We start from the raw sequence: 22,314 nt of genomic DNA, 5'->3' as shown, positions 1-22,314 counted from the left end.
GGTCCGACGACAGCGGTCGACGATCCTGACGCGGAGTTGCGCCTCTTCGCTACCGGTGTGCTACCGGATGCGTCCGACGCCGCCGAACTCGATCCACTCCTGGGTGAGCTGACGGGGCACCACTTCGGAATCCGGTCGCCAGGTGGACACCTCCACCAGACCCGGCTCGAGGACGTCCATGCCCTCGAACCACTCCGCGACGTCGTTTTCCTCGCGTACGCGGCCCCAGTGCCCCTGGGTCGCCTGATCCATGAAGTCGGTGACGAAGTCCCGTACCTCGGCGTCCTCGCTGACCAGCTGGCACATCAGCATGAAGCTCCCAGGCACGAGCGGTTGGGCCACCCGGCGGGCCACGGCGAGCGGCCCGTCACTCTCACTGTCCGGGATGCAGTGGAACACCGAGTTGAACAGCACGGCCACCGGCTGCGAGAAGTCGATCAGGCGCTTCGTATCGGGGTGGGAGAAGATCGCGTCGGTGTCCCGCATGTCGGCGTGGATGACCGCCGTGCGCTCGTTCTGCTCCAGCAGGGCGCGGCCGTGCACCAGGACCATCGGGTCGTTGTCGACGTACACCACCCGGGAAGACGGATCGACCTGCTGCGCCACCTGGTGCACGTTGTCCTGGGTGGGCAGCCCGGATCCGTGGTCGAGGAACTGCCGGATGCCGTGCTCGGCCGCCAGCGTCCTGACCACCCGCCGCAGAAAGCGCCGGTTGTTCAGCGCCAGCGCGCGGGTGCTGGGCACGACCTTGTCCAGCTCCTCACAGGCTGCCCGGTCGGCCGCGTAGTTGTCCTTGCCGCCCAGGTAGTGGTCGTACATGCGCGCGGCCGTCGGCACCGTGGCATCGATCGACGTGGACAGTTGCTTTCCAGGCTGCATCATTCCCCCAGCTCCCAGCCGCGCCAACCGGACTGGCCCGACAGTCAACCCATCCTAGGGAAAGGGTATTTGGCGATGCCAGCCCCGAACGAGGGATACGGAGCCGCCCGAGGCCCCACCGAGCACCGCCCACTCGGTCGGACCGTTCTGGACCCGGAACCCCAGTACCCCGGAAGCCTACCCACCTGCCCGAGCCGTGAACGGAGTCATCCGGCGGATGTGGTCGACTGAGGCACGTCATGATCTCCGCCCGCAGACGGGGGCGAGTTGCTCGCTGACGATACGCTCGTACTGGCGCAGTCGAGCCAGTGGGCGAGCGAAGGCCGGTCCAGCACCACTGCGTCACCCGGCTTGCTAGGCACTTCTCAGGGGTCGCAGGACAGCGGCGCCGGCCCGCACCATCACGGACACCGTTGACCCTGCCCATTGCACGAGGTCACGCGGCAAACCGGTGTCGAGCTCGATGGTCACCCGCATGTATCGGGTGTGCAGCTGAGTGACTTTCACGGGACGTGGTACGACCGCGTCCGGTCCGCGCTGCAACGCGGCTCGGTAGGTGTCCTTCCGCTGATTCATGCCTTGTCCTGTCGCTTGATGAGTTCACATGCGAGGTCCATGTACGCCGAGGCTTTGACCTCCACCGGACTTCCGAACGACTGGGCGTACAAGTCGAGCCGCGGAATGTGCGTGGACAACACGTCGAATCCCCGCTCGGTGAGAGCTTCGCGGGCGTCGGCATCGGGACCGGTACGCGTGGCCTCGGCACGGTTCGTTCGGTTCAGCAGAACGGCGGCGTGGGCCGGCTGGGCGCGCAAGGACTGTACGTCGCCCATCTCCCCACCGATGGGCGCCATGCGATCCAGCTCGATGGGAGCGGGAGTCACCGGCACGATCCATTCGCCGGCGTACCTCATGATGCTGCGGGCGATGTGCGCGTGGTCCTCCAGCTGCGGAGCGTCGAACACGACCGCCTGCCGGTCGCCCAGGAAGTCGTTCACGCGTCGATGCACATCGCCCACCGGAAGAGCGACCACAGGAAACGGGAAACCACCTGCCAATTCGCTCCAGCGCAGCGCGGAGGAAGCAGGGTCGCTGTCGACCAGTAGCGGTGGGACACCCGACTCGTGAAGCGCGTGGGCCAACCAGACTGCGCTGGTCGTCTTTCCCACCCCGGGCTTCAGGTTCACAAAGGCGTAGCTCAGCGGCACACGAGTCAACCTATGCTCGCGAACGGCTGCCCGACCGTCGACTCAGGACAGACAGTGCCATCGTTCACCCGGCGGCGCCGGTGAATCATTCGTATGGTCCAGTACGGAAGCCGCAGGGCCCGAGAGGGAGGACCGCCGGCTTCACCACCACGCGGCGCCCGCCGACCGGGTACTCGGGGAGCCGTCGTCCGTATCGGCTGTGCACCCGGCGCGAGACGGTGGCGCAGTAGGAGGAGCTGAGGTGGCTGATCGCCGAGGCAGGGCAGCTACAAGACCCGCGTCAGCTCGGTTGGATTTCCGTTCGTCATGCGCCGACGAGTGCGGGCGCGAGCTCTCGCCACGGCTCGGTCGGCACGTCGAAGGGCGTTTCCATCAGGACCTGGACGCAGACGTGGTCGGCCCCGGCAGCCAGATGTTCGCGTACGCGGCTGAGGATCGCCGCTTCGTCGCCCCATGCGACGAGTGCTTCGGCCAGCCGGTCGGAGCCGCCGCGGATGAGGTCCGTCTCGTCGAAGCCTCCCCTCAGCCAGTTGGCACGGTAGTTCGGCAGACCGGTGTAGATGTCCAGGTGGGTGTGCGCCCGGCGCAACGCGGTCTCGCGGTCCGAGGTGAGTACGGCACCCATCTCGACGGCCACGATCTTCTCCGGCCCCAGAGCCGCCCGCACCTCGGCGGTCTGGGCCGGTGTCACCAGATAGGGGTGGCTGCCGTCCGCGAGTTCGCGGGCCACCTCCAGCATCCTGGGACCGAGGGCGGCGACCAGGACGGGCAGGCGTGGTGCGTCGGCCTCCGCGGCGTAGAAGGTTGCTCCCGCCATCGCCGTGAGGTAGTCGCGCATGGCGGCAACCGGTTTGGCGTAACTGCCCCCGCGCACCCGCTCGACCAGCGGCCGGTGGCTGACTCCGAGTCCGAGCACGAACCGCCCGCCGTAGGCCGCGTTCAAGGTGCGGGACGCCGCGTTGGCCGCGACCGCGTCGCGTGCCCAGATGTTGGCGATGCCGGTCGCCACGCGCATGCGCCCGGTGGCGGCGAGCAGCAGCCCGGCCTGGGTGAAGGCCTCCCGGCCGTAGGCTTCGCCGAACCACAGGGTGCCCCAGCCCTGGGCTTCGAGCTCGGCCGCGATCTGGCCGGCCGCCGCTGGAGGCACCGCGTCCAGGCTCGCGGTCCAGATCCCCACGCGCCCGAGCCCTGCTTCTTCAACCACTGTCATGCCGTAGTTCTCCAGACTCGATACGTGGCGGGGACCATGCCGAGACAGTACGGGCCGGGGCCGGGCGGGTGCCGTGACCGTGGCGCTCAAGGTCATTGACCCGGGCGTTCGTTCCACGGCAGGTCGCTCAGCCGCCCGGCTGGTAGGAGCGGGGAGCAGAGCCGGTCCAGCGTTTGAAGGCGCGGTGGAAGGCGCTGGATTCGGAGAACCCCAACCGCTGCGAGATGTCCTCGATGGAGATGGTGCCCGTAGCCAGCGCCGAGATGGCCACATCACGCCGCAGCTGGTCACGGATCTGCTGGAAGGAGGTGCCCTCCGCGGCCAGCCGGCGGCGCAGGGTCTGCGGGCTCACCGCCAGCCGCGCTGCGACGTCCTGTGGGTCGGGCATCCGGTCCGGCAGTGACCGCGCGAGCAGCCGGCGCACCTGAGCGGCGGCGGTGCTGCCGTAGTCCAGGCGGGCGAGTACATCGCCCGGAGCCTGGCGCAGGAAGGCACGCAGCCCGGCCTCGTCCTGGAGCACCGGCCGGTCGAGGACCGCGCGGTCGAAGACGAGGGCGGTGCGGGGGGCCCGGAAAGAGCACGGGGCGCCGTAGAGCAGGTCGTACTCCAGAGCGTGCCGCGGCGCCGGGTGGCTGAATTCCACCCGGGTGAGGTTGATCCGCTGCCGGATCAACCAGCCTGCGAAGCGGTGCGCGACGACGGTGGCGGACTCGGCGAGGTAGTGATCGGGATCGTCGAAGGCCGTGAGGTCGAAGACGACTCGCGCCTCGTCGTGCGCGTCGGTCTCCTCCCCCGCCCCCTCCCCCGGCTTCTCCTCCAGATGGAACCGGGGTCCGCCGGGGAACAGCCGGTAGAAGGCGCTGCCTCGGTCCAGCGCGGTCCGCAGATCGGGGCTGCAGTGCACCACGGCATGGCACATCATCGCGAAGGTGCCCACCTTCAGGGGGTGCGGCCCGAGGCCCTGCAACTCGTCGTCGAGTTCCTGCCACACCGCCTTGGTGAGCCGGGCGAACTGCTGGGGCGACACCCGGGCGAGCGGGACCTCCAGCAGACGCGGCGGGATGGCCGCCCGCTCCAGGAGCGCGCTGGTGTCCACGCCGTGCCGCTCGGCTCCGCGCAGCGAGGCCCGCACGTGATGGATGGCGACCGAGCGGGCCGGCGCGCCGTACGCGGGAGGTGAGGCCATGGCCGCCGATCATACGGGACGGGGCTCGGCCGGACACCCAGGTCAACGACTGCGAGCGCTGCGGTCATGACGGCCCGCGGTGCCGCCCGCCTACCGTCGGAACATGATCAGAGACGGTTATTTCGACGAGGCCCACGAGGCGTACCGGACCGCATGCCGTGGCTTCGTCCAGCGCGAGGTCGTCCCGAGGCAGACCGGCTGGGAGCGCGAGGGGATCGTCGGCAAGGACATCTGGCGGCTCGCGGGCAAGCAGAGCCTGCTGTGCCCATGGGCCGGTCCCGCCTACGGCGGCCTGGGCCTGACCGACCTGCGCTACGAGCAGATCATGATCGAGGAACTGGCGGACGTCGCCGAGTCCGGCTTCGCGGTCCCGTTGCACTCCGGCATCGTCGCCCCGTACCTGGCCGCGTTCGGTACCGAGGACCAGAAGACCCGGCACCTCACCCGCGCGGTCTCCGGCGAGACGCTGCTCGCCATCGCGATCACCGAGCCCGGCACCGGCTCAGACGTGGCCGCCATCCGTACACACGCGGTGCCTGCCCCGGACGGGGACGGCTGGCTGATCAACGGGGCCAAGACCTTCATCTCCAGCGGCATCAACGCCGATCTCGTCATCGTCGCCGCCCGCACCGGCGAGGACCACTCGATCGGCCTGTTCCTCGTGGCCGCCGGCACTCCCGGCCTCACCCGGGGCCGCAAGCTGGACAAGCTCGGCCTGCGGACCTCGGACACCGCCGAGCTGTTCTTCGACGACGTCCGCGTCCCGGCCGCCGACGTGCTCGGCGGCCCGGATCAGGGCTTCGTCCTGCTGATGCGGCAATTCGCCCTGGAACGGCTCGTCGTCGCCATGGGCGCGGTGGCCCACGCCGCGGCGGCACTGCGGGAGACGGTCGCCTACACCAAGCAGCGCTCCGCCTTCGGACGTCCGCTGGCGAAGTTCCAGGACACGCGCTTCCGGCTGGCCGCGATGCGGGCCCGGATCACCTCCGCCCAGGCCTTCGTCGACGCCTGCGTCCTCGCGCACAACCAGGGCACCCTCACCGCCGACGAGGCCGCCGAAGCGAAACTCGTCACCACCGAACTACAGGGCGAAGTCGTGGACGACTGCCTGCAGATGTTCGGCGGATACGGCTACATGTGGGAGTCCCTGATCTGCCGCAGATACGCCGACGCCCGCATCCAACGGATCTACGGCGGCACCTCCGAAATCATGAAGGAGATCATCAGCCGCTCCATGAACCTGTGACCCCCGACCGGACAGCCGACGCGAGTCCTCCAGCAAGTCGTTCACCCCGCTGTCGACGTGCACCCCAGCAACATCGCGACACCCATGGTGGAAGCCACTCGCGGTCCCGACGGTGCTGCTACGCCGGGACGCAGTCAAGGATGCGGAACTGCTCGTGTTGCGCCACGAGAACACGGTGCTTCGGAGGCAGCTGTCGAGCCCGGTGCAGTACGAGCCGGCAGATCGCCTGTGGTTCGCGGCGCTGTCCTCGCAGAACGGTCACCCGGAAACCACGGGCTTGGACAACGATACGACGTTGCTGCTCGACCTGGACGGCCTGGCCGTCGCGCGGGTGGAGCGGCCGGAGGACGGCACCCGCCGGTGCACCTGATCTCCGCGGATGAGCAGGCACGGGCCTGCCCCGAGTGCGGGGTGTTCGCCACCAGGGTGAAGGGGCTCGGCGGTGACCCGGCTCCGCGATCTGCCGTACGGCGAGAGCGGGCTGGAGTTCCGCTGGCACAAGCGCCGCTGGTGGTGCCGGGAGCCCGGCTGCCCGTGCCGGTCCGTCACCGAGCAGATCCCGCAGATCCCGGCCGGCGCACGGATCACCATGCGACCGCGCGGTGCCGCCGGGCGGCGCATACGCGACGCCGCCTCCACCGTCATCCAGGCGGCCCGTGACCTGCACCTGTCCTGGCCCACGGTGATGGACGCCTTCCGCGCCATCGCACACGAGGTCACCGAGGCACCGCTTCCCAAGGTGAAGGTGCTGGGCATCGACGAGACCCGACGCGGACGGCCGCGCTGGGAACAGGACCCCGCCACCGGCAAGTGGAGGCTGACGCGCGATCGGTGGCACACGGGGTTCGTCGACGCGCTCGGCACCGGCGGCCTGCTCGGCCAGGTCGAGGGCCGCACCGTCGCCGATGTGCTCGCCTGGCTCGCCACCACCCCGCTGAGCTGGAGAAAGAGCATCGAGTACGTCGCCATCGACATGTCGACCACCTACCGCGCGCCGCCGTCCGCACAGGTCTCCCGCAGGCCACCGTCGTGGTAGACCACTTCCACGTCGTCCAGCTCGCCGACAAGATGCTGTCAATGGTCCGGCGCCGCACCACCGCCGAGATGCGCGGCCGACGCGGACGCGCCAGTGACCCGGAATGGAAAGCCAGGCGGCGCCTGCGGTGGCGCAAGGCAAGCGCTTCTGAAACCGACGTGCGCCGAGAAGCAGGGGTGTCGGGCAGTGACCGATCAGGTCAGGACGAGTTCCAGTACGGTGACCGAGAGCGGCGGCACGGTGCTGGTGAAGGACGCTGCCGCGCCGGTCACGGTGCTCGTCCTGGGCACCACCGTGTCGGGGTCCGCCAGCGTGTTGGTCGTGGCGCGCGAGGGGCCGGTCAGGACCGTTGCGGTGGCACGCCTCTTGACCCCCTTCACCAGCCCCTTCAGCTCGACCGGCACGTTCACCTTATCCGTCCCGGAGTTGACGACCGCCAGGTATAGGCGGTTCCTGGAACGGGTGGCCACGGTGGCAAGACCGGGCAGCGCCCGCGCGGTGGCCGGCAGCACCGTGTTGCCGACCCTGCTCGTCAGCATGTGCTGTGCCCAGTAGCTGGGCGACACGTAGCTGGTCATGTTGTCGTAGGCGATCAGGTTGGTGGCCCAGACGTTGTTCTCGACGTGGGAGAAGAGCGGCGCGTAGCACTCCATGAGGACCTGGTCCGAGTTGCGGATCAGCCCGGCCAGCCAAGCGGCGTCGCCGAGTGCCGCGTTGAGGTCGGGTGTCGGGCGGCCCTCCTGCGCGGCCCACTCTCCGACGAACACCTTGGTCGAATTGCGGTCCCGGTTGTCGTACTTGTGGGTGGAGGCCTGGGCAGCGGACGGCGCGAGGTAGTAGTGCTCGTCGATCAGGTCCGGTGTGCGGCTCGTCACGGACGTCGTGGCGATCAGCTTCAGATGCGGGTACTTCGCCTTGATCGCGTCGTAGAAGGCAGCGAACCGCTCGTTGTAGGACCCCGAGGAGTCGAACCAGTCCTCGTTGCCGATCTCCACGAACTCCAGCGGGAACGGCTCCGGATGTCCGTCGGCGGCACGTCGTGCGCCCCAGGCGCTGGTGACAGGACCGGTCACGTACTCGATCTCGTCGAGTGCGTCCTGGACGAACGGCCCCAGCGCGTCGCCGGTGACGTGTTCACCCTTGAGCGAGTAGCCGGCGTAGACGGCGAGGACCGGCTGGGCGTGCATGTCCTCGACCCATTGCAGGTATTCGAGGAGTCCGAGGCCGTCCGTGGACCAGTAGCCCCAGGCGTCGTCCATGTGGCCGGGGCGCTCCCAGACCGGACCGATGGTGTTCTTCCAGTTGAACCGTGTCGCAACGGTGTTGCCTTCGACGAAGTTTCCGCCGGGGAAGCGCAGGAACTTGGGCTTCAGAGCGACAAGTTTGTCCATCAGGTCGATGCGCAGGCCGTTGGGCCGGTTGTTGTACGTGGGCGGGAAGAGGGACACGTGCTGGAGCCACAGGGTCTCGCCCGCTGCCTCAGGGTCGGCCGTGGTGACGGTCAGCCTTGCGTCACCGACCACGGGGGTACGCGAACTGGTGCGCAGGGTCAACTCGAACGGGCGGCCTGGGAAGACGGTGCCGATGTGGGGCACGTGGGCGGATGCGTACACCGTCGCGCCGTCCGCCGACTCGATGGCCACCGTGAGCGGACCGATGCGTCGCGACGCCTTGGCGAACAGACGGGCGGTGTAAGCGGTTCTGGGCCGCACGGGTATCCCCCAGAAGCCGTCGTTGGCGACACCGGCCCGGTTTCCGGCGCCGGTGCTGCTGGACAGCACCACCTTGAGGGAACGGTCGAGTGCGGCGTTGAGCGGGGCGGCGGTGTCGAGGACGAGGGTCGTTCCGCCGACGGCGGACCAGTGGACGGGCGACGTGTCGTCGGCCATCATCGAGCGGTTCTGCACCAGCTCCGCGTAGATGCCGCCCTCGCCGGAGTGGTTGATGTCCTCGAACATCAGGCCCGGAAGGATCGGCGACACGGCATGCGCGGGGGTGCCGACGTCCACGCTCAGCAGCGGCGTCGTGGTCTCCACCGGAACGCCGGCCAGCGCCGCGATCTGGTCGGAGGTGAGGACGGACGGGAACATCCACACGTCGTCGATCAGGCCGTGCCACTGGTCGACCTGCCCACCGCCGTAGAGCGCACGGCCGATGGCGGTGTCGCCGCTGCCGGCCCAGCCCGCGGCATAGGCGGTCTCCCCCTCCAGAACGCCGTTGACGTAGAGGCGAATGACACCGGCGGTCGGGTCGCTGACGCCGACCAGGTGGGTCCAGGTGCCGGTGGTAGGCGCTGAAGCGGCGGCCGCCACCGCGGCACTCTGAGTGGCGTCCGAGTCGAGCCGGGCGAAGGCGAAGGTGCCGGTGTCGTCGCGCAGCCCCAGGTAGAAGGCGCTGACGACCTTGCCGTCGATGCTGACGGCGGTCTGATAGCCGCCGAGTTGAGCGAGGTTGACCCAGGCGCCCACCGAGAACGCCTGGGAGGTGTCAAGGGCCGGCCCGGACGCCGTGGCGTTGCCGCCCGCCTTGAGGCTCAGGCTGTGGGTGCCGACCTTGCCGGTGTCCCAGCCGGCCGCGCCCTGGATCGACGCGGTGCGACCGTTGCCGGAGGAGTCTGCGGCCAAGGTGCCGGAGCCTTCGTCGAAGGTCCAGTGCGCGGCTGTGGCGGGGAGGTCCGCGGCAGTGGCGCTCGAGGCTGTGCCGGTGAGTTCGGCGGCCCCGGCGGGACCGGCGGCGAAGGTCCCAGCGAGGGAGGCGGCGCCCAGGACGGTGAGGACAGTTCTGCGCGGCACTCCGGATTCTGCAGGCATGCGGCTCATTCCTTTGTGACAGACCGTTGCGTTGCGTACCGGCCGGAACAGGGCAGCCCGTCGAAGCCGCCAACCGACCTTGTTCGGTATCTCGTACAGCGATCGGTACTTCGAGCAGCAGTGATCTTAAGGTGTCGGCGAGGTCCGTCAATACCCCTCGTACGACTTGCGGGGACACGGGAGCTTGAAGCCGTCGACGCACTTCCCCGCTGTGTCGGCATTGCCGCTCATCGGCGACCTGCCGCGTCCGCCGGCTCCTCAGCGGGCACTCACCTCGCAGCTCACCGACGGTAGCCCCCACAGCTCCAGCCTGCCGCTGACCAGGTCCGCCATGAACTGGGCCACCCCGCCCTCGTAGTGCCACCAGGCGCCGTTGCGTGAGGCAACCGTCACCGTCCACTCCTCCGGCCCTTCCCCACCGGTGCTCCACAGGAAGATGTCACCCTCGTTCGACGTCGACCACGGCAGCAGGCCGCCCGGCGCGGGATACGTGCGCGGGGGGACGGTCAGGTTGGCGTACCCGAGCCACTCGTCGATGATGTCAAGCTCCTCGCGTGCGCCCTTCGGCCAGAGATGCTCATGGCCGGGGTCAGGCCCTCCGAAGGCCATGAAGTTGCCGAGTTCGAACGCCGGAAACAACTCGCATAGCAGCTTGTAGTCGGCTGGCAAGGCCAGACCCAAGTTCGCTTCCAGCCTTGTCCAGTCGAGGTCCAGTGGTACCGCGAAGCGGAGTGCGGCAAGGCCCGGCACAGCGCGCTCCAGCTCCGCAACCGCTTCAGCGGCCTCCGTCAGACGGCGGAGCGGCTTCTGAATACCAACGAGATCATCCACGGCATCAGACTGTCAGAGCAGTACCTCGTGCCCCGCAGACTTCCAGAACTCGGGGTCGAGAGAGCCTCGTAGGTGCCTCGAGATGCAGGGTGTACCTCCTGCCCGGACCAGCGCACGGCGAGGTTGCCGGCGGGGCATATCCTCTCGCGCAGGCGCACCACCCCGCCTCGGCCGGTCTCCAAGCAGTCCTGACCCTTCACCTGGCCACGTCAGCCTGAGGATGAAAGCGGTTCACGGACGGCGAAGGCGCGCAGCAGTTGCCGTTCGGCGTCGGCGAGGTAGACCGACAGCAGGAGTTCTGCCTGCTGGGCGTCCCGGGCCTCCAGGGCTGCCAAGAGTTCACGGTTGCGGATGAGGCAGGGCGCGTGGAAGCGCCGCAGGTCGCCCATGGCATGGAAGGCCAGGCGCAGTTCGGCGTGGATGCGGAGCATGAAGTCCGCCAGTCGTGGTGATTCGGCCAGCCGTACGATGCCGTGGTGGAAATGCAGATCGGCGGTGGCGACATCGGGCCAGCGCTGCTCGGCTGCCGCCCGCTCGCCCTCCTCCACGGATGCACGGATCTCCTCGATCACCCGGTCGGGGGCGCCGGCCACCTCCCGCACGGCCGCGCCCTCCACGAGTCGGCGCAGCCGGTACAGCTGTGCCACGTCGTCGCCGTCCAAGGTGCGTACGAATACGCCGCGGTTCAACTCGTGTACCAGCAGCCGCTCATGGGTCAGCAGTCGGAAGGCCTCACGCAAGGTGTTGCGGGACACGCCCAAGGCCGCCCCCACGGCTTCCTCGGACAACCGTGTTCCGGGCGGGATATCACCCTCCGTCACTCGTCGGCGTAGCACACCGGCCACCCGCTCAGCGGTGCTGCCGCGACCGAGCTGGTCTTGGTCCCTCTCCAGTCCGGCAACCCACGAGCCGAGTGCGCTGTGCCCATCCGTCTTCCTCGACCGTCACCGGATCTGCCGAGTGCCTCGAATGCTCGTTGAACAAAACCTGCCCCCATCTGCCCAGTTGGGGATTCCAGGGGAGAGGGATGCCTACGTCCGTAGGGATGACCTCTTGTAGGATCGTTGAACAATCTCTACTTTGTGGAGTCGAAGCCTCGTGCGGTGGCTGCCGGGGACCATGCGGGTTGCGTGGAGGACGGGGACGGGCATGGGCACGGACGAAGAGGACGCCGTACGAATCCCGTCGGGCCCACGGCTCCCCACGGCAGGAGCGTTCATCCGACGGCTGGGTCCCGCTGCGGCAAGCGTCGGGGGCGCGTGCGGGTTGTGGGCGATCGTGCGCCTGATCGCACGTACCTCCTTCTTCAGGCAGGCCGAGTGGATGGACTTCCTGGGCGTGCTGGTGCTCCTGGGTGCCTGCTTGCTTCCTGGCGTCTGCCGCTTGGGCCTGCGGTGGGTCCTGGGCGTGCTGTGTCTGTTGGCGGCTTTGGTCCTGCAGAGGTCCGAGCTGGCCCAGAACGAGTTGCACCAGCACGGGCGCACCGAACACGTCACGGTCCTGGGGGTCCAGGTAGCCGAGGACGGCATGAGCGGCGGGAGTACCGAGACCTACACCGTCTCCGTCCTCGACGGCCCACCGTTGGCCCCGATCCAGGGGGGCACCCTCGTCGGCTGGCACTGGGTGGTGGGCGGCACCTACATGGTGACCGTCGACACCCGGGGGTTGGCCCCGGCCGAGCGGGGAAGTGCTCCCGGCCCCGCGGTGGTCCAGCAGGTTCTCCAGGTCCCTCTCGTGCTCGGTCTGGCCTGGGCCCTGTGGCGACCGGTGCATCTTCGCCTGCGCCGCAGCCGCCCGGCTGAGCCGCGCCTTGAGGGGCTGATGCGCTGATGGGGGGCGATGGCATGCATGGCTGGTCCGATGGCCTGGGCGTCGAGGGCGCTGACGCCGAATCCGCCGGTGCGGAAGCCAAGTTCCTCGATCCGGCGTTCCTGGTACACGCCGACCCCGAGGCGGTGCTCGAGCTGTTGGCAGCAGCCACTGGGCCCGCCGGGCGGTTGGCGGCAGCGGTGTACCGGGCATCGGCGCATCTGCACCGGCAGGCGGGTCCGGGGGTGCGTCGGCAGATGCTGGCGCTGGACGCCGCCCGCTACGGGGCTCCGGGCCTGTCGGCGCGGCTCACCGCCGTCCCGGTCGACGACGGTGCGGACAGACGATGGGAGGTGGCCTGGGCCACCGGCAGCACGGTCGACCACCGGTTCCGTCAGGCTCTGATCGGCCACACCGAGCGCGTGCGCGGGGTGGCGACGGGGATCGTCGGAGGGCGCCCGATCGCCGTCACCTGCAGCAGCTACGACCGCACGGTGCGGGTGTGGGACCTGGCCGCCGGGAGTCCCGTCGGCGAACCCCTCACCGACCTGGACGGCGAGGTCTGCGCGGTGGCGACGGCTGTGGTGCGGGACTGCCCGGTTGTCTTCGGAGGCAGCCGGGACGGGACCGTACGGCTCTGGGACCTGACCACCGGACGCCCCGTCAGCACACCCCTCACCGGCCACACTGCAGGCGTCACAGCGGTGGCGACGGTGGTGTCGGACGGGTGCCCGCTCGGCATGAGCAGCAGCCGGGACGGGACCGTGCGGGTGTGGGACCTGACCACCGGCCGGCCCGTCGGCAAGCCCCTCACCGGCCGCGACGGCCCGGTGGAGGCGCTGGCGGCGGGGGTCGTGGACGGCCGCCCGGTCGCCGTCGCCGGCACCTGGGAGGGGACGGTGCGGGTGTGGGACCCGGCCACCGGCCACCCGGTCGGCGAACCGCTCACCGGTCACAGCTCAGGGGTGCGGGCCCTGGCCACCGCGGTGGTGGACGGTCGTCCGGTGGCTGTCAGCGGCAGCCACGACGGGACCGTGCGGGTGTGGGACCTGACCACCGGGCGCCTGCGCGGCGAACCCCTCACCGGCGCCCCCGACGGGGTGCAGGCACTGGCCACCGGGACGGTGCAGGGCCGTCCTGTCGCGGTCGGCGGCGGCCAGGCCGGGATGGTGCGGGTGTGGGACCTGGCCACCGGCCGCCCCATCGGCAGACCGCTGGCCGGCCATGTCGACGGGGTGTGGGCGGCGGCCACCGCGGAGGTGAACGGTCGTCAGGTCGCTCTCACCGGTGGCAACGAGGACGGAGAAGTGCGCGTCTGGGACCTGTCACCCGGCCGCCCCGTCGGCGCCCCCCGTATCGGCCACACCGACCACGGGCGAGCCGTGGCCGAGGCGGTGGTGGACGGCCGCCCGGTCGCGGTCACCAGCAGCCGGGACGCGACCGTGCGGGTCTGGGACATGGCCACCGGTCGGCCCGCCGCCGCACCTGTCACCGGCTCCCTCATCGTGGAGGCGCTGGCCACCGCCGTGGTGGACGACCGCACGGTCGTCCTCACCAGTGGCTGGGAAGGAACGGTGCGGGTGTGGGACCTGGCCACCGGCGCGCCCTTGGGGCAACCCCTCGTCGGCCACACCGGGCCGGTGTGGTCACTGGCGACGGCGGTGCTGGCCGGGACCCCGGTGGCCGTCGCCGGCGGCCACGACGGAACGATCTGGGTGTGGGACCTGACCACCACCCGCCCCGTCAGCGAGCCCCTCACCGGCCACTACGGGCTGGTGGGGTCGGTGGCGACCGCAGTGGTGCGAGGTCGCCCGGTCGCGGTCACCGGAAGTTGGGACACGACGGTGCGGGTCTGGGACCTGACCACTGGACGCCCGGTCGGCGATCCGCTGACCGGCCGCATCGGCTTGGTCAGGGCGATGGGAACGGCGGTGGCGACCGCGGTGGTGGACAGTGACCCGGTCGCCGTTACCGGAAGCAGGGACGGGACGGTGCGCGTGTGGGACCTGACCACCGGGCGCCCCGTCGGCGCCCCCCTCATCAGCCACACCGAGGAGGTGCGGGCGGTGGCGACGGGAGTGGCGGACGGCCGTCCGATCGCCGCCAGCGGCAGCCGGAACGGGACGGTGCGGGTGTGGGACCTGATCTCCGGCCGTCCGACCGGACATCCCTTGGTGTTCCCCGCGCCCGTCCATGCGGTGAAACTCACCCCGGACGGCCGACTGCTGGTGGGCTTCGGCTGGGAGGTCGCGGTCCTGACCCCGGTCACGCAGCCCCGCAGCGGGACGACGACCTGAACGCGATGCACCGTCGGATACATCGCCGCACCGCAGGTGCCCGAGCCTGAGCAGGGCCTGGCGGCCTGTGGACAGGCGTCACCATCGACTGCCGACTCACGACGGCGCCGGCGCCGGTGACGCGCGAGGAGCCGCAGGCTCGAACCGGACAGGTCGGTCCCGGACGGGCAGACAAGCACGAAAGCTCCTGGTCGCCAACAGGTGATCTTGGTTGTGAACCCGTCTACCAGGAGCTTCACTTCGTTGTACCGCCCTCCGCGACCAACCCGGCGCACACCTCACGAGGTTGGAAAGGCTCCTTGTACAGCATGGACGCGATCACCCGGCCATGCTCCCAGCTGACCGGCCGTCACGGCGCCGACCTGCGGCACGAAAACCAAGACACCTCCGGATCCCTCCCGTGTCGTACGGTCTGACGTCGAGGTCGCCCACCGTCCGCACCGGATCTCACCGAGCCCGGCGGTGCCGCCGGTACGGCTGAAAGATCTGAACCAGTACCGGGAATCAGGCCGCGACGAGCTCCTGTTCGCGGTCCGGCGTCTTGACCTCGGGCGTCTTGACCTCGGGCTTCTTGTCCGGCAGCGAGAGCCGGAAGACCTTGCGCCACGCGGAGAACACCTGCTTGGGCAGCGGCCCTGTGACGTACTCCAGCTCGTACTTCTCGAACAGCGCGCGTACCTTCACCGCGACCTCGGCGTACCGGTTGCTCGGCAGGTCCGGGAACAGGTGGTGCTCGATCTGGTGCGACAGGTTGCCGGTCATGAAGTGCATGGCCTTGCTGCCGCTGATGTTCGCCGAGCCCATCATCTGGCGCAGGTACCACTGGCCGCGTGTCTCGCCCTTGATCGACCGGCGCTCGAAGACCTGCACGCCCTCGGGGAAGTGCCCGCACATGATCACCGAGTGGGACCAGACGTTGCGGACCAGGTTCGCGGTGAACGTGGCGGCGAGCGTGGGGAGGAACGACGGGCCCGACAGCAGCGGGTGGATCACGTAGTCCTTGAGCACCTGCTTGCGGATCTTGCGGCCCACGGCCCTGGCCCGCGCCCGGAACTCCGGGTTGTTGCGGCGGCGCTTGTGCAGGTTCTTGCCGAGCTCCAGGTCGTACGCCGCGATGCCGTACTCGAAGAAGCAGGCGTTGATGAAGTTCCACAGCGGCTGGCCGAGGTGGATCGGGTGCCACTTCTGGTCCTCGTCCACGCGCATGATGCCGTAACCGAGGTCGTTGTCCTTGCCGATCACGTTGGTGTACGTGTGGTGCAGCTCGTTGTGCGAGTGCTTCCACTGGTCGGCCGGCGAGACATGGTCCCACTCCCAGGTGGTGGAGTGGATCTTCGGGTCCCGCATCCAGTCCCACTGGCCGTGCAGGATGTTGTGGCCGATCTCCATGTTGTCCATGATCTTCGCCACGGACAGACCGGCGGTGCCGATCAGCCACGCGGGCGGGAAGAACGAGAACAGGAGGACGCCCCTGCTGACCAGTTCGAGCTTGCGCTGCGCCGAGATGACCTTGCGGATGTAGGCGGCGTCTTTCTCGCCGCGGCCGGCGATCACCTCGTCGCGGATCGCGTCCAGCTCGCGGCCTAGCTCCTCGATCTGCTCCGCGGTCAGGTGGGCGGTGGGGTCGATGGCGGTCAAGGTGCTCCTACCGTTCGATGTCGCAGGGGCCCGCGGCGGCGGACACGCAGGTCTGGATGAGGACGCCCGGCTCGGCTTCGGTGATCTCGCCGGTGCGCAGGTCGCGGACGGCGCCCGCCTTGAGCGGCGTGACGCAGCCGAAGCAGATGCCCATGCGGCACCCGGAGGGCATGAGCACGCCGGCCTCTTCACCGATGTCCAGCAACGGCGTGGAGCCGTCCGCGTCGACGGTCTTGCCGGTGGCGCTGAACGTGACCTCGCCGCCGTCGCCGGTGACGACGATGTTGGGGCGGAAGCGTTCGGTGTGCAGGCGCTCCTGTACGCCGTGCTCGGCCCAGTGCTTCTCGGCGGCGTCGAGCAGGCCCGCGGGCCCGCAGGCCCAGGTCTCGCGCTCGGCCCAGTCGGGCACGAGTTCGTCGAGGCGGGTGATGTCGAGCATGCCGTCCGTGTCGGAGTGCACCTCGGTGAGTCGCAGCTTCTTGTCCGCGACCAGGTCGTGCAGTTCGCTGCGGAAGATCACGTCGTGCGGCTGTGGCGCGCTGTGGACCATGACGACGTCGTCGAACTCGGTGTCGCGCAGCATGCCCATCACGGGTGTGATGCCGCTGCCGGCCGTCAGGTAGAGCACCTTGGCGGGCTTGGCCCGCGGCAGCACGAAGTCACCGGTCGCCTGGTCGAGCTGGATCAGCGTTCCCGGTCTGGTCCTGCGGACCAGGTGGTTGCTGACCTTGCCGTCCGGGATCGCCTTCACGGTGATCGTGACGCGGCCGTCCTGGCGGTTGGTCGGCGAGGTGAGGGAGTAGGCACGCCACAGGCGCACTCCGTCGACGTCGACCCCGATCCGCACGTACTGGCCGGCCGTGTGGCCGCGCCAGCCCCGTCCCGGCCTGATCACGATGGTCGCGGCGTCACCCGTCTCGGGATGTACGGCCTCGATGCGCCCACGCAGGTCGGCGCCCGCACGCAGCGGGCTGACCAGGTCGAGGTAGTCCGACGGCAGCAGCGGGGTCGTGACCATCTCCAGCAGTTTCCACGCCCTGCTGCGAAGGGGTGCACTCGTCATGGCTCCAGCTTGCTGCGCCGCAGGGCGTAAAGTCCTGACCGCAGGACGTGAATCTGGTCGGTCGAATTGTTCGCAGGGAACAAAAACGTGAGCCATGCAATCCAGAGGGCCAGCGAACTGGCCCTGGATGAGACGACGGTCACCGCGCTTCGGGCCGCGCTGACGAGCACCGCCGACGAGGTCGTCGAGGCGATCATCGACGAGGTCCCCTCCTACGCCAATGCCCTTTCGGGCCGCATGGGCGTCACCATCCGCCGAGCCGTCCGCACCGCCCTGGGGAACTACCTGGACCTCGCGAGCGGGAACGCCACGGGGGGCGACGCCGGTGACGCCGCCTACGAGCTGGGCCGCGGCGAGGTGCGCGACGGCCGTTCGATGGATGCCCTGCTCAGCGCCTACCGCGTCGGTGCCCGGGTGGCCTGGCGGTGCCTGGCGGCGGGTGCCGTACCCGCGGGTCTGCCCGCCGCCGAGGTCGCCAAGTTCGCCGAGCTGACCTTCGCCTACATCGACGAACTCTCCGCCGCGAGCGCCGCGGGCCACGCCGACGAACTGGCCGCCCGGGGCAGGGCCCAGGAGCGCCACCTGGAACACCTGGCCCGCGACCTCCTCGCCGGCGCGAGCCCGGACGTGCTGCTCGCCTCCGCTCAACGGGCCGGGTGGCAGCCCCCGGTGTCACTGACCGCGGTCCTGCTGCCCGCCGCCCAGGCCCGGCCCGCCTACCGCGCGTTCGACCCCAGCACCCTCGTCCTCGACGATCTGCCGGACGCCACCGGTGTGCTGCTGGTCCCCGATGCCGACCGGTCACATCTCTTGCGGCAGCTGACCGACCGCACCGCCGTGGTCGGCCCGGCCCGGCCATGGACTCGTGCGTCCGCCTCGTACGCACGAGCCCTACGCGCGCGCTCCCTCTCCTCTGATATTCGCGACACCGAGGACCACCTGCCCGAGCTGGTGCTGAGCGCCGACGTGGACGCGTTCACAGACCTGCGTGCCCGAGCCCTCACACCGTTGCGGACCCTGCCTGTCGCGACCGCACGGCGACTGGAGGAGACGTTGCGGGCGTGGCTGCTGCACCAGGGCAGGCGGGACGAGGTGGCGGCGGCGTTGTTCGTCCATCCCCAGACGGTCCGGTACCGGATGTCGCAGCTGCGGGAGCTGTTTCCGGATCTCGCATCGCCACACCGGGTCCTTGAACTGACGCTGGCGGTCGGTCTCCAGGTCAGCTGACGCGTACGTCGACCGTCCACGACCGCATCCGCGAGCGGTCCAGGACTCGTGCCTCGTTCTCGGTGCCATCAGCCGGCTCACGCGGCCCGGGAAGAGCGGTATCAGCCAGGCTGAGACCGGGGGTTGATGTGAAGACCGGAAAAGTCCTCGGGAAGCCCGTCGGGGGCGCTGTCTCTGAGAAGCGGGGTGGCGGATACGGCTCGACTGGATCCGGTGGACGATGCGTACCGGCCCGCTCGTCGACGCGCTCATCGAGCATCTAGTCGACGATCTGGGCCGCTATGGCCTGGAAAACGGCTTTCATGTCGTCGTGGAGGGCACCGTCCTGGCACGAGCTGACCCACGGGCGCGCGGCGGGCTGCAGCTGGGTGACCAGCGGGGCGGCCAGGCCGGGTCACCAGGGGCTGCCTGGGGCCGGGCCGCTCGTGCCGGGGACCACCGTGGTTCTGCGACGGCCCCGTGCCTCCCTTCCGGCAGGTCAACCGGACGCCGACCGGGCCGGCCTGGCACACCGCGCGAGGGATGATGGGGATGCAATGACGGAACGTGAGGTCAGGAGCTTCCATGACGAAGCGGGTTCACCGACCCCGTGAGGACGCGGAGTTCGATTTCATCCTCGGGATGAGCGGAGTTCCGGTCCTCGCGTACTTCACCGGGACATGGCCCAAGGCAATCGAGCCCTGCCGGGTGATGGACCTCGCCGTCGGTGGCATCGCCGACGACTACACGGGCCGCCTGACGGCCGTCCGCGCCGACATCACGCGTTGTCCGGCCGCAACCGAGCGATACGGGATCACCGGAGCCCCGTCCTACGTCCTGCTGAAGGAGGGAGAGGCGGTGGCGCACGGCACGGGGCCCATGACCATCACCGAGGTACGGAAGGTCCTGGACGGCCACCTCTGAGCGGCCGCCGCGGCACGTGGCTGCGACGCCCGTCACGTCCCGTCTATGGGAGATGCGCCGCCTGAGACACCTTGGGGCTGAGACACCCCCTGACGAGCATGCCGTGCTCGCGGACCACCCACCAGCCGGGGCTCGCTGAGCAGTTGGCCCTCTGGCCGAGCCGCCATCGTCGCTGGCGGGCACGCACAGGGTCCGAGCTGGTGTGTGTACCATGCACCGCGCGCGTCACCGGCAGCAAGGCGACTTGGGGGGGCTTCGCGGTGATCGGACTGAAGATCCCGGATATTTTCTGGGACGACGAGAAGGCAGTGCAGCTGCTGGTCGAGTACTTCACCCGCCGACGCTTGAGCGGCGATCTGTTCTACTCCGGCGCGCACTTCGAGCGCCTGGGTGGTGGTGGGGACGCCGAGCACGCAGCGAACCGCTTCAACACCAACGACTTGGTCGCCATCACCATGCTAGGAGTCTCGCTCAAGCCCCATGGTGCCATCAACTTGCTGACTGACCCCGACGGGCAGTGGACGCGCTTGCTCTCACTGATCCCTCGCCACGCCCGCCTGGAAGATCCTGCGAGCGATCGACTGATGGCGAAGGATGGGCCTGCGTGGGAGCTATGGGAACGCCTGGCTGACAGAACGACGAAATACCAGAAGAAGCCCGACGGCAGTGGCCCAGTGATCGCGGGCAAGCTCCTGGCCCGCAAGCGGCCCCATCTGATCCCGGTCTACGACATTCGCATCAAGCAACTCTTCCAGCGCCCGAGGACGGATCACTCCTTCTGGGCGGCGCTGGCACCAGCCCTCCGGACCGACAACGGCGCCCTTTGCGATCAGTTGGCCCGTCTCCGTCACAAGGCCGGCATCGGGGACGACATCGGGATCCTGCGCGTATTCGACGTCATCGCCTGGATGCACCAAGGACCACGGGGTCAGGACTCGACGAGCTGAGCTGTCGGGCCGTCCGGTCCAGTCGCACGGCGGTTCCGTGAGACCGGTGATCCACGTCCCTCTCAGGGCGTCGGCGCGCACCACGTTACACACCGATCTTCACTCGTTCGGGTCAACATGCTGCACCTCAGGAACGGCCGGTACCCCGGTCCGGGCATGTCCACGGTATGGCCGGCCATGACGGCTAAGCGGAGGCGCCAATGATGACAGAGTCACAGCAGACGGTCAGGCGCACCGATGACCCCCTGCGGCCCAGGTGCTTGTGACGGATTGGGCCAGGAGTTGGTCTCCCTGCTCCTGCCCCGCCAGTGTGCCGCCCGCTAGTGGCCGGCGATTCGCGTTCTATGGCCGGGTGTCGACCGAGGACCATCAGGACGCGAACACGTCGCGGGCCTGGCAACTGCTCGGCGCTCAGGCTCTGGTCTCCGGACATGGACGGATCGTCGCCGAGTTCTTCGACACCGGGCGCAGCCGTACCGTGCCCTGGGCTCGCCGTCCGGAGGCGGCGGCCCTGCTGGCGGGGATGGCCGACCCTGACCGGATTTTCGAGGCGGTCGTCATTGGCTCCAGTGAACGCGCCTTCTACGGCAACCAGTTCGCCACCATGGCCCCGCTCTTCGGCCACTACGGCATCGAGATGTGGGTGCCGGAGCTGGGCGGCGCGGTGGATCCGCAGACCGCCGGACAGGAGGAGCTGATGATCCTGCTCGGCATCCTGTCCAAGGGGGAGATCGCCCGTGCCCGGATCCGCACCCGCACGGCGATGACCGTGCAGACCCGCGACCAAGGCCGCTACCTCGGCGGCCGCCCACCCTAGGGCTACCGCCTCGTGGATGCCGGCCCGCACCCCAACCGGGCGCTGGCCCGTCGCGGTGTACGCATGCAGCGTCTGGACGTCGACCCCGAGTGCGGGCCGATCGTGTCCTGGATCTTTGCCCCAGCGCCTGGCCGGGCACAGCGTCGCCCGCATCACCCGCGCCCTCAACGATGCCGGCATCCCCAGCCCCTCCGCCGCCGACCCAGACCGCAACCCGCACCCGACCAGCCGACGGTGGATCCTCACCACGGTACGCACCATCCTGGCCAACCCCCGCTACACCGGCCGCCAGGTCTGGAACCGGCAGCGCACCGACCACGACCTCATCGACCCCGCCAACACCAGCCTCGGCCACCGCGACGTGATGCGCTGGAACACCCCCACCGACTGGATCATCTCAACGACACCGGCACACCCGGCACTGGTCAGCGAAGCCGACTTCGTCACGGTCCAGCACACTCACGCCGGCCGACTCACGGCGCCGGGACGGACGTACACCCTGGCGGGATTACTGCGGTGTGGAATGTGCGGGCGCCGGATGGAGTCCCACTGGACCCGCCGCCCCGCCTACCGGTGCCGGCACGGCCACTCCAGCGCCGCCCCGCCCCTGACCCACCGGACGCCCAACGCCTACGTCCGCGAAGACCACGTCCTGCCCCACCTGCCCGCTCTGATCATCCGCCTCACCGACCACGCGGCCGCCCTGAACGAAACAGCAGCTCCACCGACACCGGTCGCCGCGGTCGAGTACCTCCGTTACCTCCGTGCCGAATCGATATCCATGATCTTCAACCCGACCACTCGGACCCTGACCGCAGACACTCCACGAGGAGAAAGGATCGCCATCGGCTGACCGGCACCGCAGCAGCACACGCAAGATCATAAAGGAGGAAGTCACAAGCCTGCCGAGACGACAGAACACCCGCGCCCGGCCGGAAGCCGGAGGCGGGTGCCAGTCTGCCCTGCCCGTGAAACGCGGCTCAGGGGGCAATGATGTGTCCGAGGGGGGACTTGAACCCCCACGCCCGATAAAGGGCACTAGCACCTCAAGCTAGCGCGTCTGCCATTCCGCCACCCGGACCAGGTGTCTGCCGCCTGACCGGGGGTGTTCCCCGCGGCGACATGGACAACAATACCAAGCTTTCGGAGTGCCCTTCACCTGCGTTTCCGTCGGCATCTCCGCAGGTGGGGCGCGCCGTCACCGTGC

General features: G+C 69.4%; 18 protein-coding genes, 1 tRNA gene and 2 pseudogenes. 11 read left to right on the top strand and 10 right to left on the bottom strand.

Annotated features, from left to right (window positions below):
- Positions 1–60: 60 nt before the first annotated feature.
- The 4 genes from ACZ5K7_RS25545 to ACZ5K7_RS25530 all read right to left on the bottom strand — a co-directional run bounded on the left by ACZ5K7_RS25545 (position 61) and on the right by ACZ5K7_RS25530 (position 4,483).
- Positions 61–879, bottom strand: a complete 819-nt coding sequence (locus tag ACZ5K7_RS25545) for an SAM-dependent methyltransferase (RefSeq protein WP_468916576.1) — start codon at positions 877–879, stop codon at positions 61–63.
- 572 nt (positions 880–1,451) lie between these two features.
- Positions 1,452–2,087, bottom strand: coding sequence for a nucleotide-binding protein (locus ACZ5K7_RS25540; RefSeq protein ID WP_468916469.1), 636 nt, complete (start codon positions 2,085–2,087; stop codon positions 1,452–1,454).
- A 304-nt stretch (positions 2,088–2,391) separates the two neighbouring features.
- Complete coding sequence (locus ACZ5K7_RS25535; RefSeq protein ID WP_468916466.1) at positions 2,392–3,297, bottom strand: TIGR03620 family F420-dependent LLM class oxidoreductase; 906 nt, start codon at positions 3,295–3,297, stop codon at positions 2,392–2,394.
- A 127-nt stretch (positions 3,298–3,424) separates the two neighbouring features.
- The gene (locus ACZ5K7_RS25530; RefSeq protein ID WP_468916464.1) at positions 3,425–4,483 is read right to left on the bottom strand and encodes an AraC family transcriptional regulator; all 1,059 of its coding nucleotides are present in this window, start codon (positions 4,481–4,483) and stop codon (positions 3,425–3,427) included.
- 106 nt (positions 4,484–4,589) lie between these two features.
- Between ACZ5K7_RS25530 and ACZ5K7_RS25525 the strand changes: the two genes are divergently transcribed.
- From ACZ5K7_RS25525 to ACZ5K7_RS25510, 4 genes and pseudogenes are all read left to right on the top strand, one after another.
- Positions 4,590–5,729, top strand: coding sequence for an acyl-CoA dehydrogenase family protein (locus ACZ5K7_RS25525; protein ID WP_468916573.1), 1,140 nt, complete (start codon positions 4,590–4,592; stop codon positions 5,727–5,729).
- A 49-nt stretch (positions 5,730–5,778) separates the two neighbouring features.
- Positions 5,779–5,979, top strand: a pseudogene (locus ACZ5K7_RS25520) (hypothetical protein); the annotation flags it as partial.
- A gap of 192 nt (positions 5,980–6,171) precedes the next feature.
- Positions 6,172–6,765 (top strand): helix-turn-helix domain-containing protein, encoded by a 594-nt coding sequence (locus tag ACZ5K7_RS25515; protein WP_468916462.1) that lies wholly within the window; start codon positions 6,172–6,174, stop codon positions 6,763–6,765.
- Positions 6,759–6,839 (top strand): annotated as a pseudogene (locus ACZ5K7_RS25510) (hypothetical protein); the annotation flags it as partial. The gene ACZ5K7_RS25515 and the pseudogene ACZ5K7_RS25510, both read left to right, overlap by 7 nt.
- A gap of 120 nt (positions 6,840–6,959) precedes the next feature.
- Here the strand turns inward: ACZ5K7_RS25510 and ACZ5K7_RS25505 are convergent.
- The 3 genes from ACZ5K7_RS25505 to ACZ5K7_RS25495 all read right to left on the bottom strand — a co-directional run bounded on the left by ACZ5K7_RS25505 (position 6,960) and on the right by ACZ5K7_RS25495 (position 11,251).
- Positions 6,960–9,575, bottom strand: a complete 2,616-nt coding sequence (locus ACZ5K7_RS25505; protein WP_468916460.1) for a LamG-like jellyroll fold domain-containing protein — start codon at positions 9,573–9,575, stop codon at positions 6,960–6,962.
- A 258-nt stretch (positions 9,576–9,833) separates the two neighbouring features.
- The gene (locus ACZ5K7_RS25500; protein ID WP_351699188.1) at positions 9,834–10,406 is read right to left on the bottom strand and encodes an SMI1/KNR4 family protein; all 573 of its coding nucleotides are present in this window, start codon (positions 10,404–10,406) and stop codon (positions 9,834–9,836) included.
- A gap of 209 nt (positions 10,407–10,615) precedes the next feature.
- Entirely contained in the window at positions 10,616–11,251 is a 636-nt protein-coding gene (locus ACZ5K7_RS25495; RefSeq protein ID WP_468916456.1) for a GntR family transcriptional regulator, read from the bottom strand.
- 433 nt (positions 11,252–11,684) lie between these two features.
- Here ACZ5K7_RS25495 and ACZ5K7_RS25490 point away from each other — a divergent pair, with 433 nt between their 5' ends.
- Complete coding sequence (locus ACZ5K7_RS25490; RefSeq protein ID WP_468916453.1) at positions 11,685–12,236, top strand: hypothetical protein; 552 nt, start codon at positions 11,685–11,687, stop codon at positions 12,234–12,236.
- Positions 12,237–12,250: 14 nt separating this feature from the next.
- Positions 12,251–14,512, top strand: a complete 2,262-nt coding sequence (locus ACZ5K7_RS25485; RefSeq protein WP_468916451.1) for a WD40 repeat domain-containing protein — start codon at positions 12,251–12,253, stop codon at positions 14,510–14,512.
- A 504-nt stretch (positions 14,513–15,016) separates the two neighbouring features.
- On the opposite strand, the gene ACZ5K7_RS25480 is transcribed toward ACZ5K7_RS25485, so the two are convergent.
- Positions 15,017–16,150 carry a fatty acid desaturase family protein gene (locus ACZ5K7_RS25480; RefSeq protein WP_468916448.1) on the bottom strand — a complete coding sequence of 378 codons (1,134 nt, stop codon included), beginning with the start codon at positions 16,148–16,150 and terminating at the stop codon, positions 15,017–15,019.
- Between the two features lie 7 nt (positions 16,151–16,157).
- Positions 16,158–17,213: a ferredoxin reductase gene (locus ACZ5K7_RS25475; protein ID WP_351699178.1), complete on the bottom strand. Its 1,056-nt coding sequence runs from the start codon at positions 17,211–17,213 to the stop codon at positions 16,158–16,160.
- Positions 17,214–17,300: 87 nt separating this feature from the next.
- Between ACZ5K7_RS25475 and ACZ5K7_RS25470 the strand changes: the two genes are divergently transcribed.
- The 5 genes from ACZ5K7_RS25470 (at position 17,301) to ACZ5K7_RS25450 (ending at position 21,960) form a co-directional block, all read left to right on the top strand.
- On the top strand, positions 17,301–18,440 hold the full coding sequence (locus ACZ5K7_RS25470; protein ID WP_468916446.1) for a PucR family transcriptional regulator: 1,140 nt from the start codon (positions 17,301–17,303) through the stop codon (positions 18,438–18,440).
- Positions 18,441–19,004: 564 nt separating this feature from the next.
- Positions 19,005–19,343, top strand: a complete 339-nt coding sequence (locus tag ACZ5K7_RS25465) for a thioredoxin family protein (protein ID WP_468916445.1) — start codon at positions 19,005–19,007, stop codon at positions 19,341–19,343.
- A 260-nt stretch (positions 19,344–19,603) separates the two neighbouring features.
- Positions 19,604–20,290, top strand: a complete 687-nt coding sequence (locus ACZ5K7_RS25460; RefSeq protein WP_468916444.1) for a DUF6308 family protein — start codon at positions 19,604–19,606, stop codon at positions 20,288–20,290.
- A gap of 352 nt (positions 20,291–20,642) precedes the next feature.
- On the top strand, positions 20,643–21,107 hold the full coding sequence (locus ACZ5K7_RS25455; protein WP_351699169.1) for a hypothetical protein: 465 nt from the start codon (positions 20,643–20,645) through the stop codon (positions 21,105–21,107).
- A gap of 115 nt (positions 21,108–21,222) precedes the next feature.
- On the top strand, positions 21,223–21,960 hold the full coding sequence (locus ACZ5K7_RS25450; RefSeq protein ID WP_468916441.1) for a recombinase family protein: 738 nt from the start codon (positions 21,223–21,225) through the stop codon (positions 21,958–21,960).
- 143 nt (positions 21,961–22,103) lie between these two features.
- On the opposite strand, the gene ACZ5K7_RS25445 is transcribed toward ACZ5K7_RS25450, so the two are convergent.
- A tRNA-Leu gene (locus tag ACZ5K7_RS25445) sits at positions 22,104–22,188 on the bottom strand.
- Between the last annotated feature and the right edge of the window lie 126 nt (positions 22,189–22,314).

This window comes from Streptomyces sp. NPDC031497 (assembly GCF_055580905.1).
This window is presented reverse-complemented; position numbering and strand designations above follow the sequence as displayed.

Bases quoted from the DNA above. Each gene is read 5' to 3' on its own strand.
- ACZ5K7_RS25545 (WP_468916576.1), bottom strand. From the start codon at position 879: ATGCAGCCTGGAAAGCAACTGTCCACGTCGATCGATGCCACGGTGCCG.
- ACZ5K7_RS25535 (WP_468916466.1), bottom strand. From the start codon at position 3,297: ATGACAGTGGTTGAAGAAGCAGGGCTCGGGCGCGTGGGGATCTGGACC.
- ACZ5K7_RS25530 (WP_468916464.1), bottom strand. From the start codon at position 4,483: ATGGCCTCACCTCCCGCGTACGGCGCGCCGGCCCGCTCGGTCGCCATC.
- ACZ5K7_RS25505 (WP_468916460.1), bottom strand. From the start codon at position 9,575: ATGCCTGCAGAATCCGGAGTGCCGCGCAGAACTGTCCTCACCGTCCTG.
- ACZ5K7_RS25485 (WP_468916451.1), top strand. From the start codon at position 12,251: ATGCATGGCTGGTCCGATGGCCTGGGCGTCGAGGGCGCTGACGCCGAA.
- ACZ5K7_RS25475 (WP_351699178.1), bottom strand. From the start codon at position 17,213: ATGACGAGTGCACCCCTTCGCAGCAGGGCGTGGAAACTGCTGGAGATG.
- ACZ5K7_RS25465 (WP_468916445.1), top strand. From the start codon at position 19,005: ATGACGAAGCGGGTTCACCGACCCCGTGAGGACGCGGAGTTCGATTTC.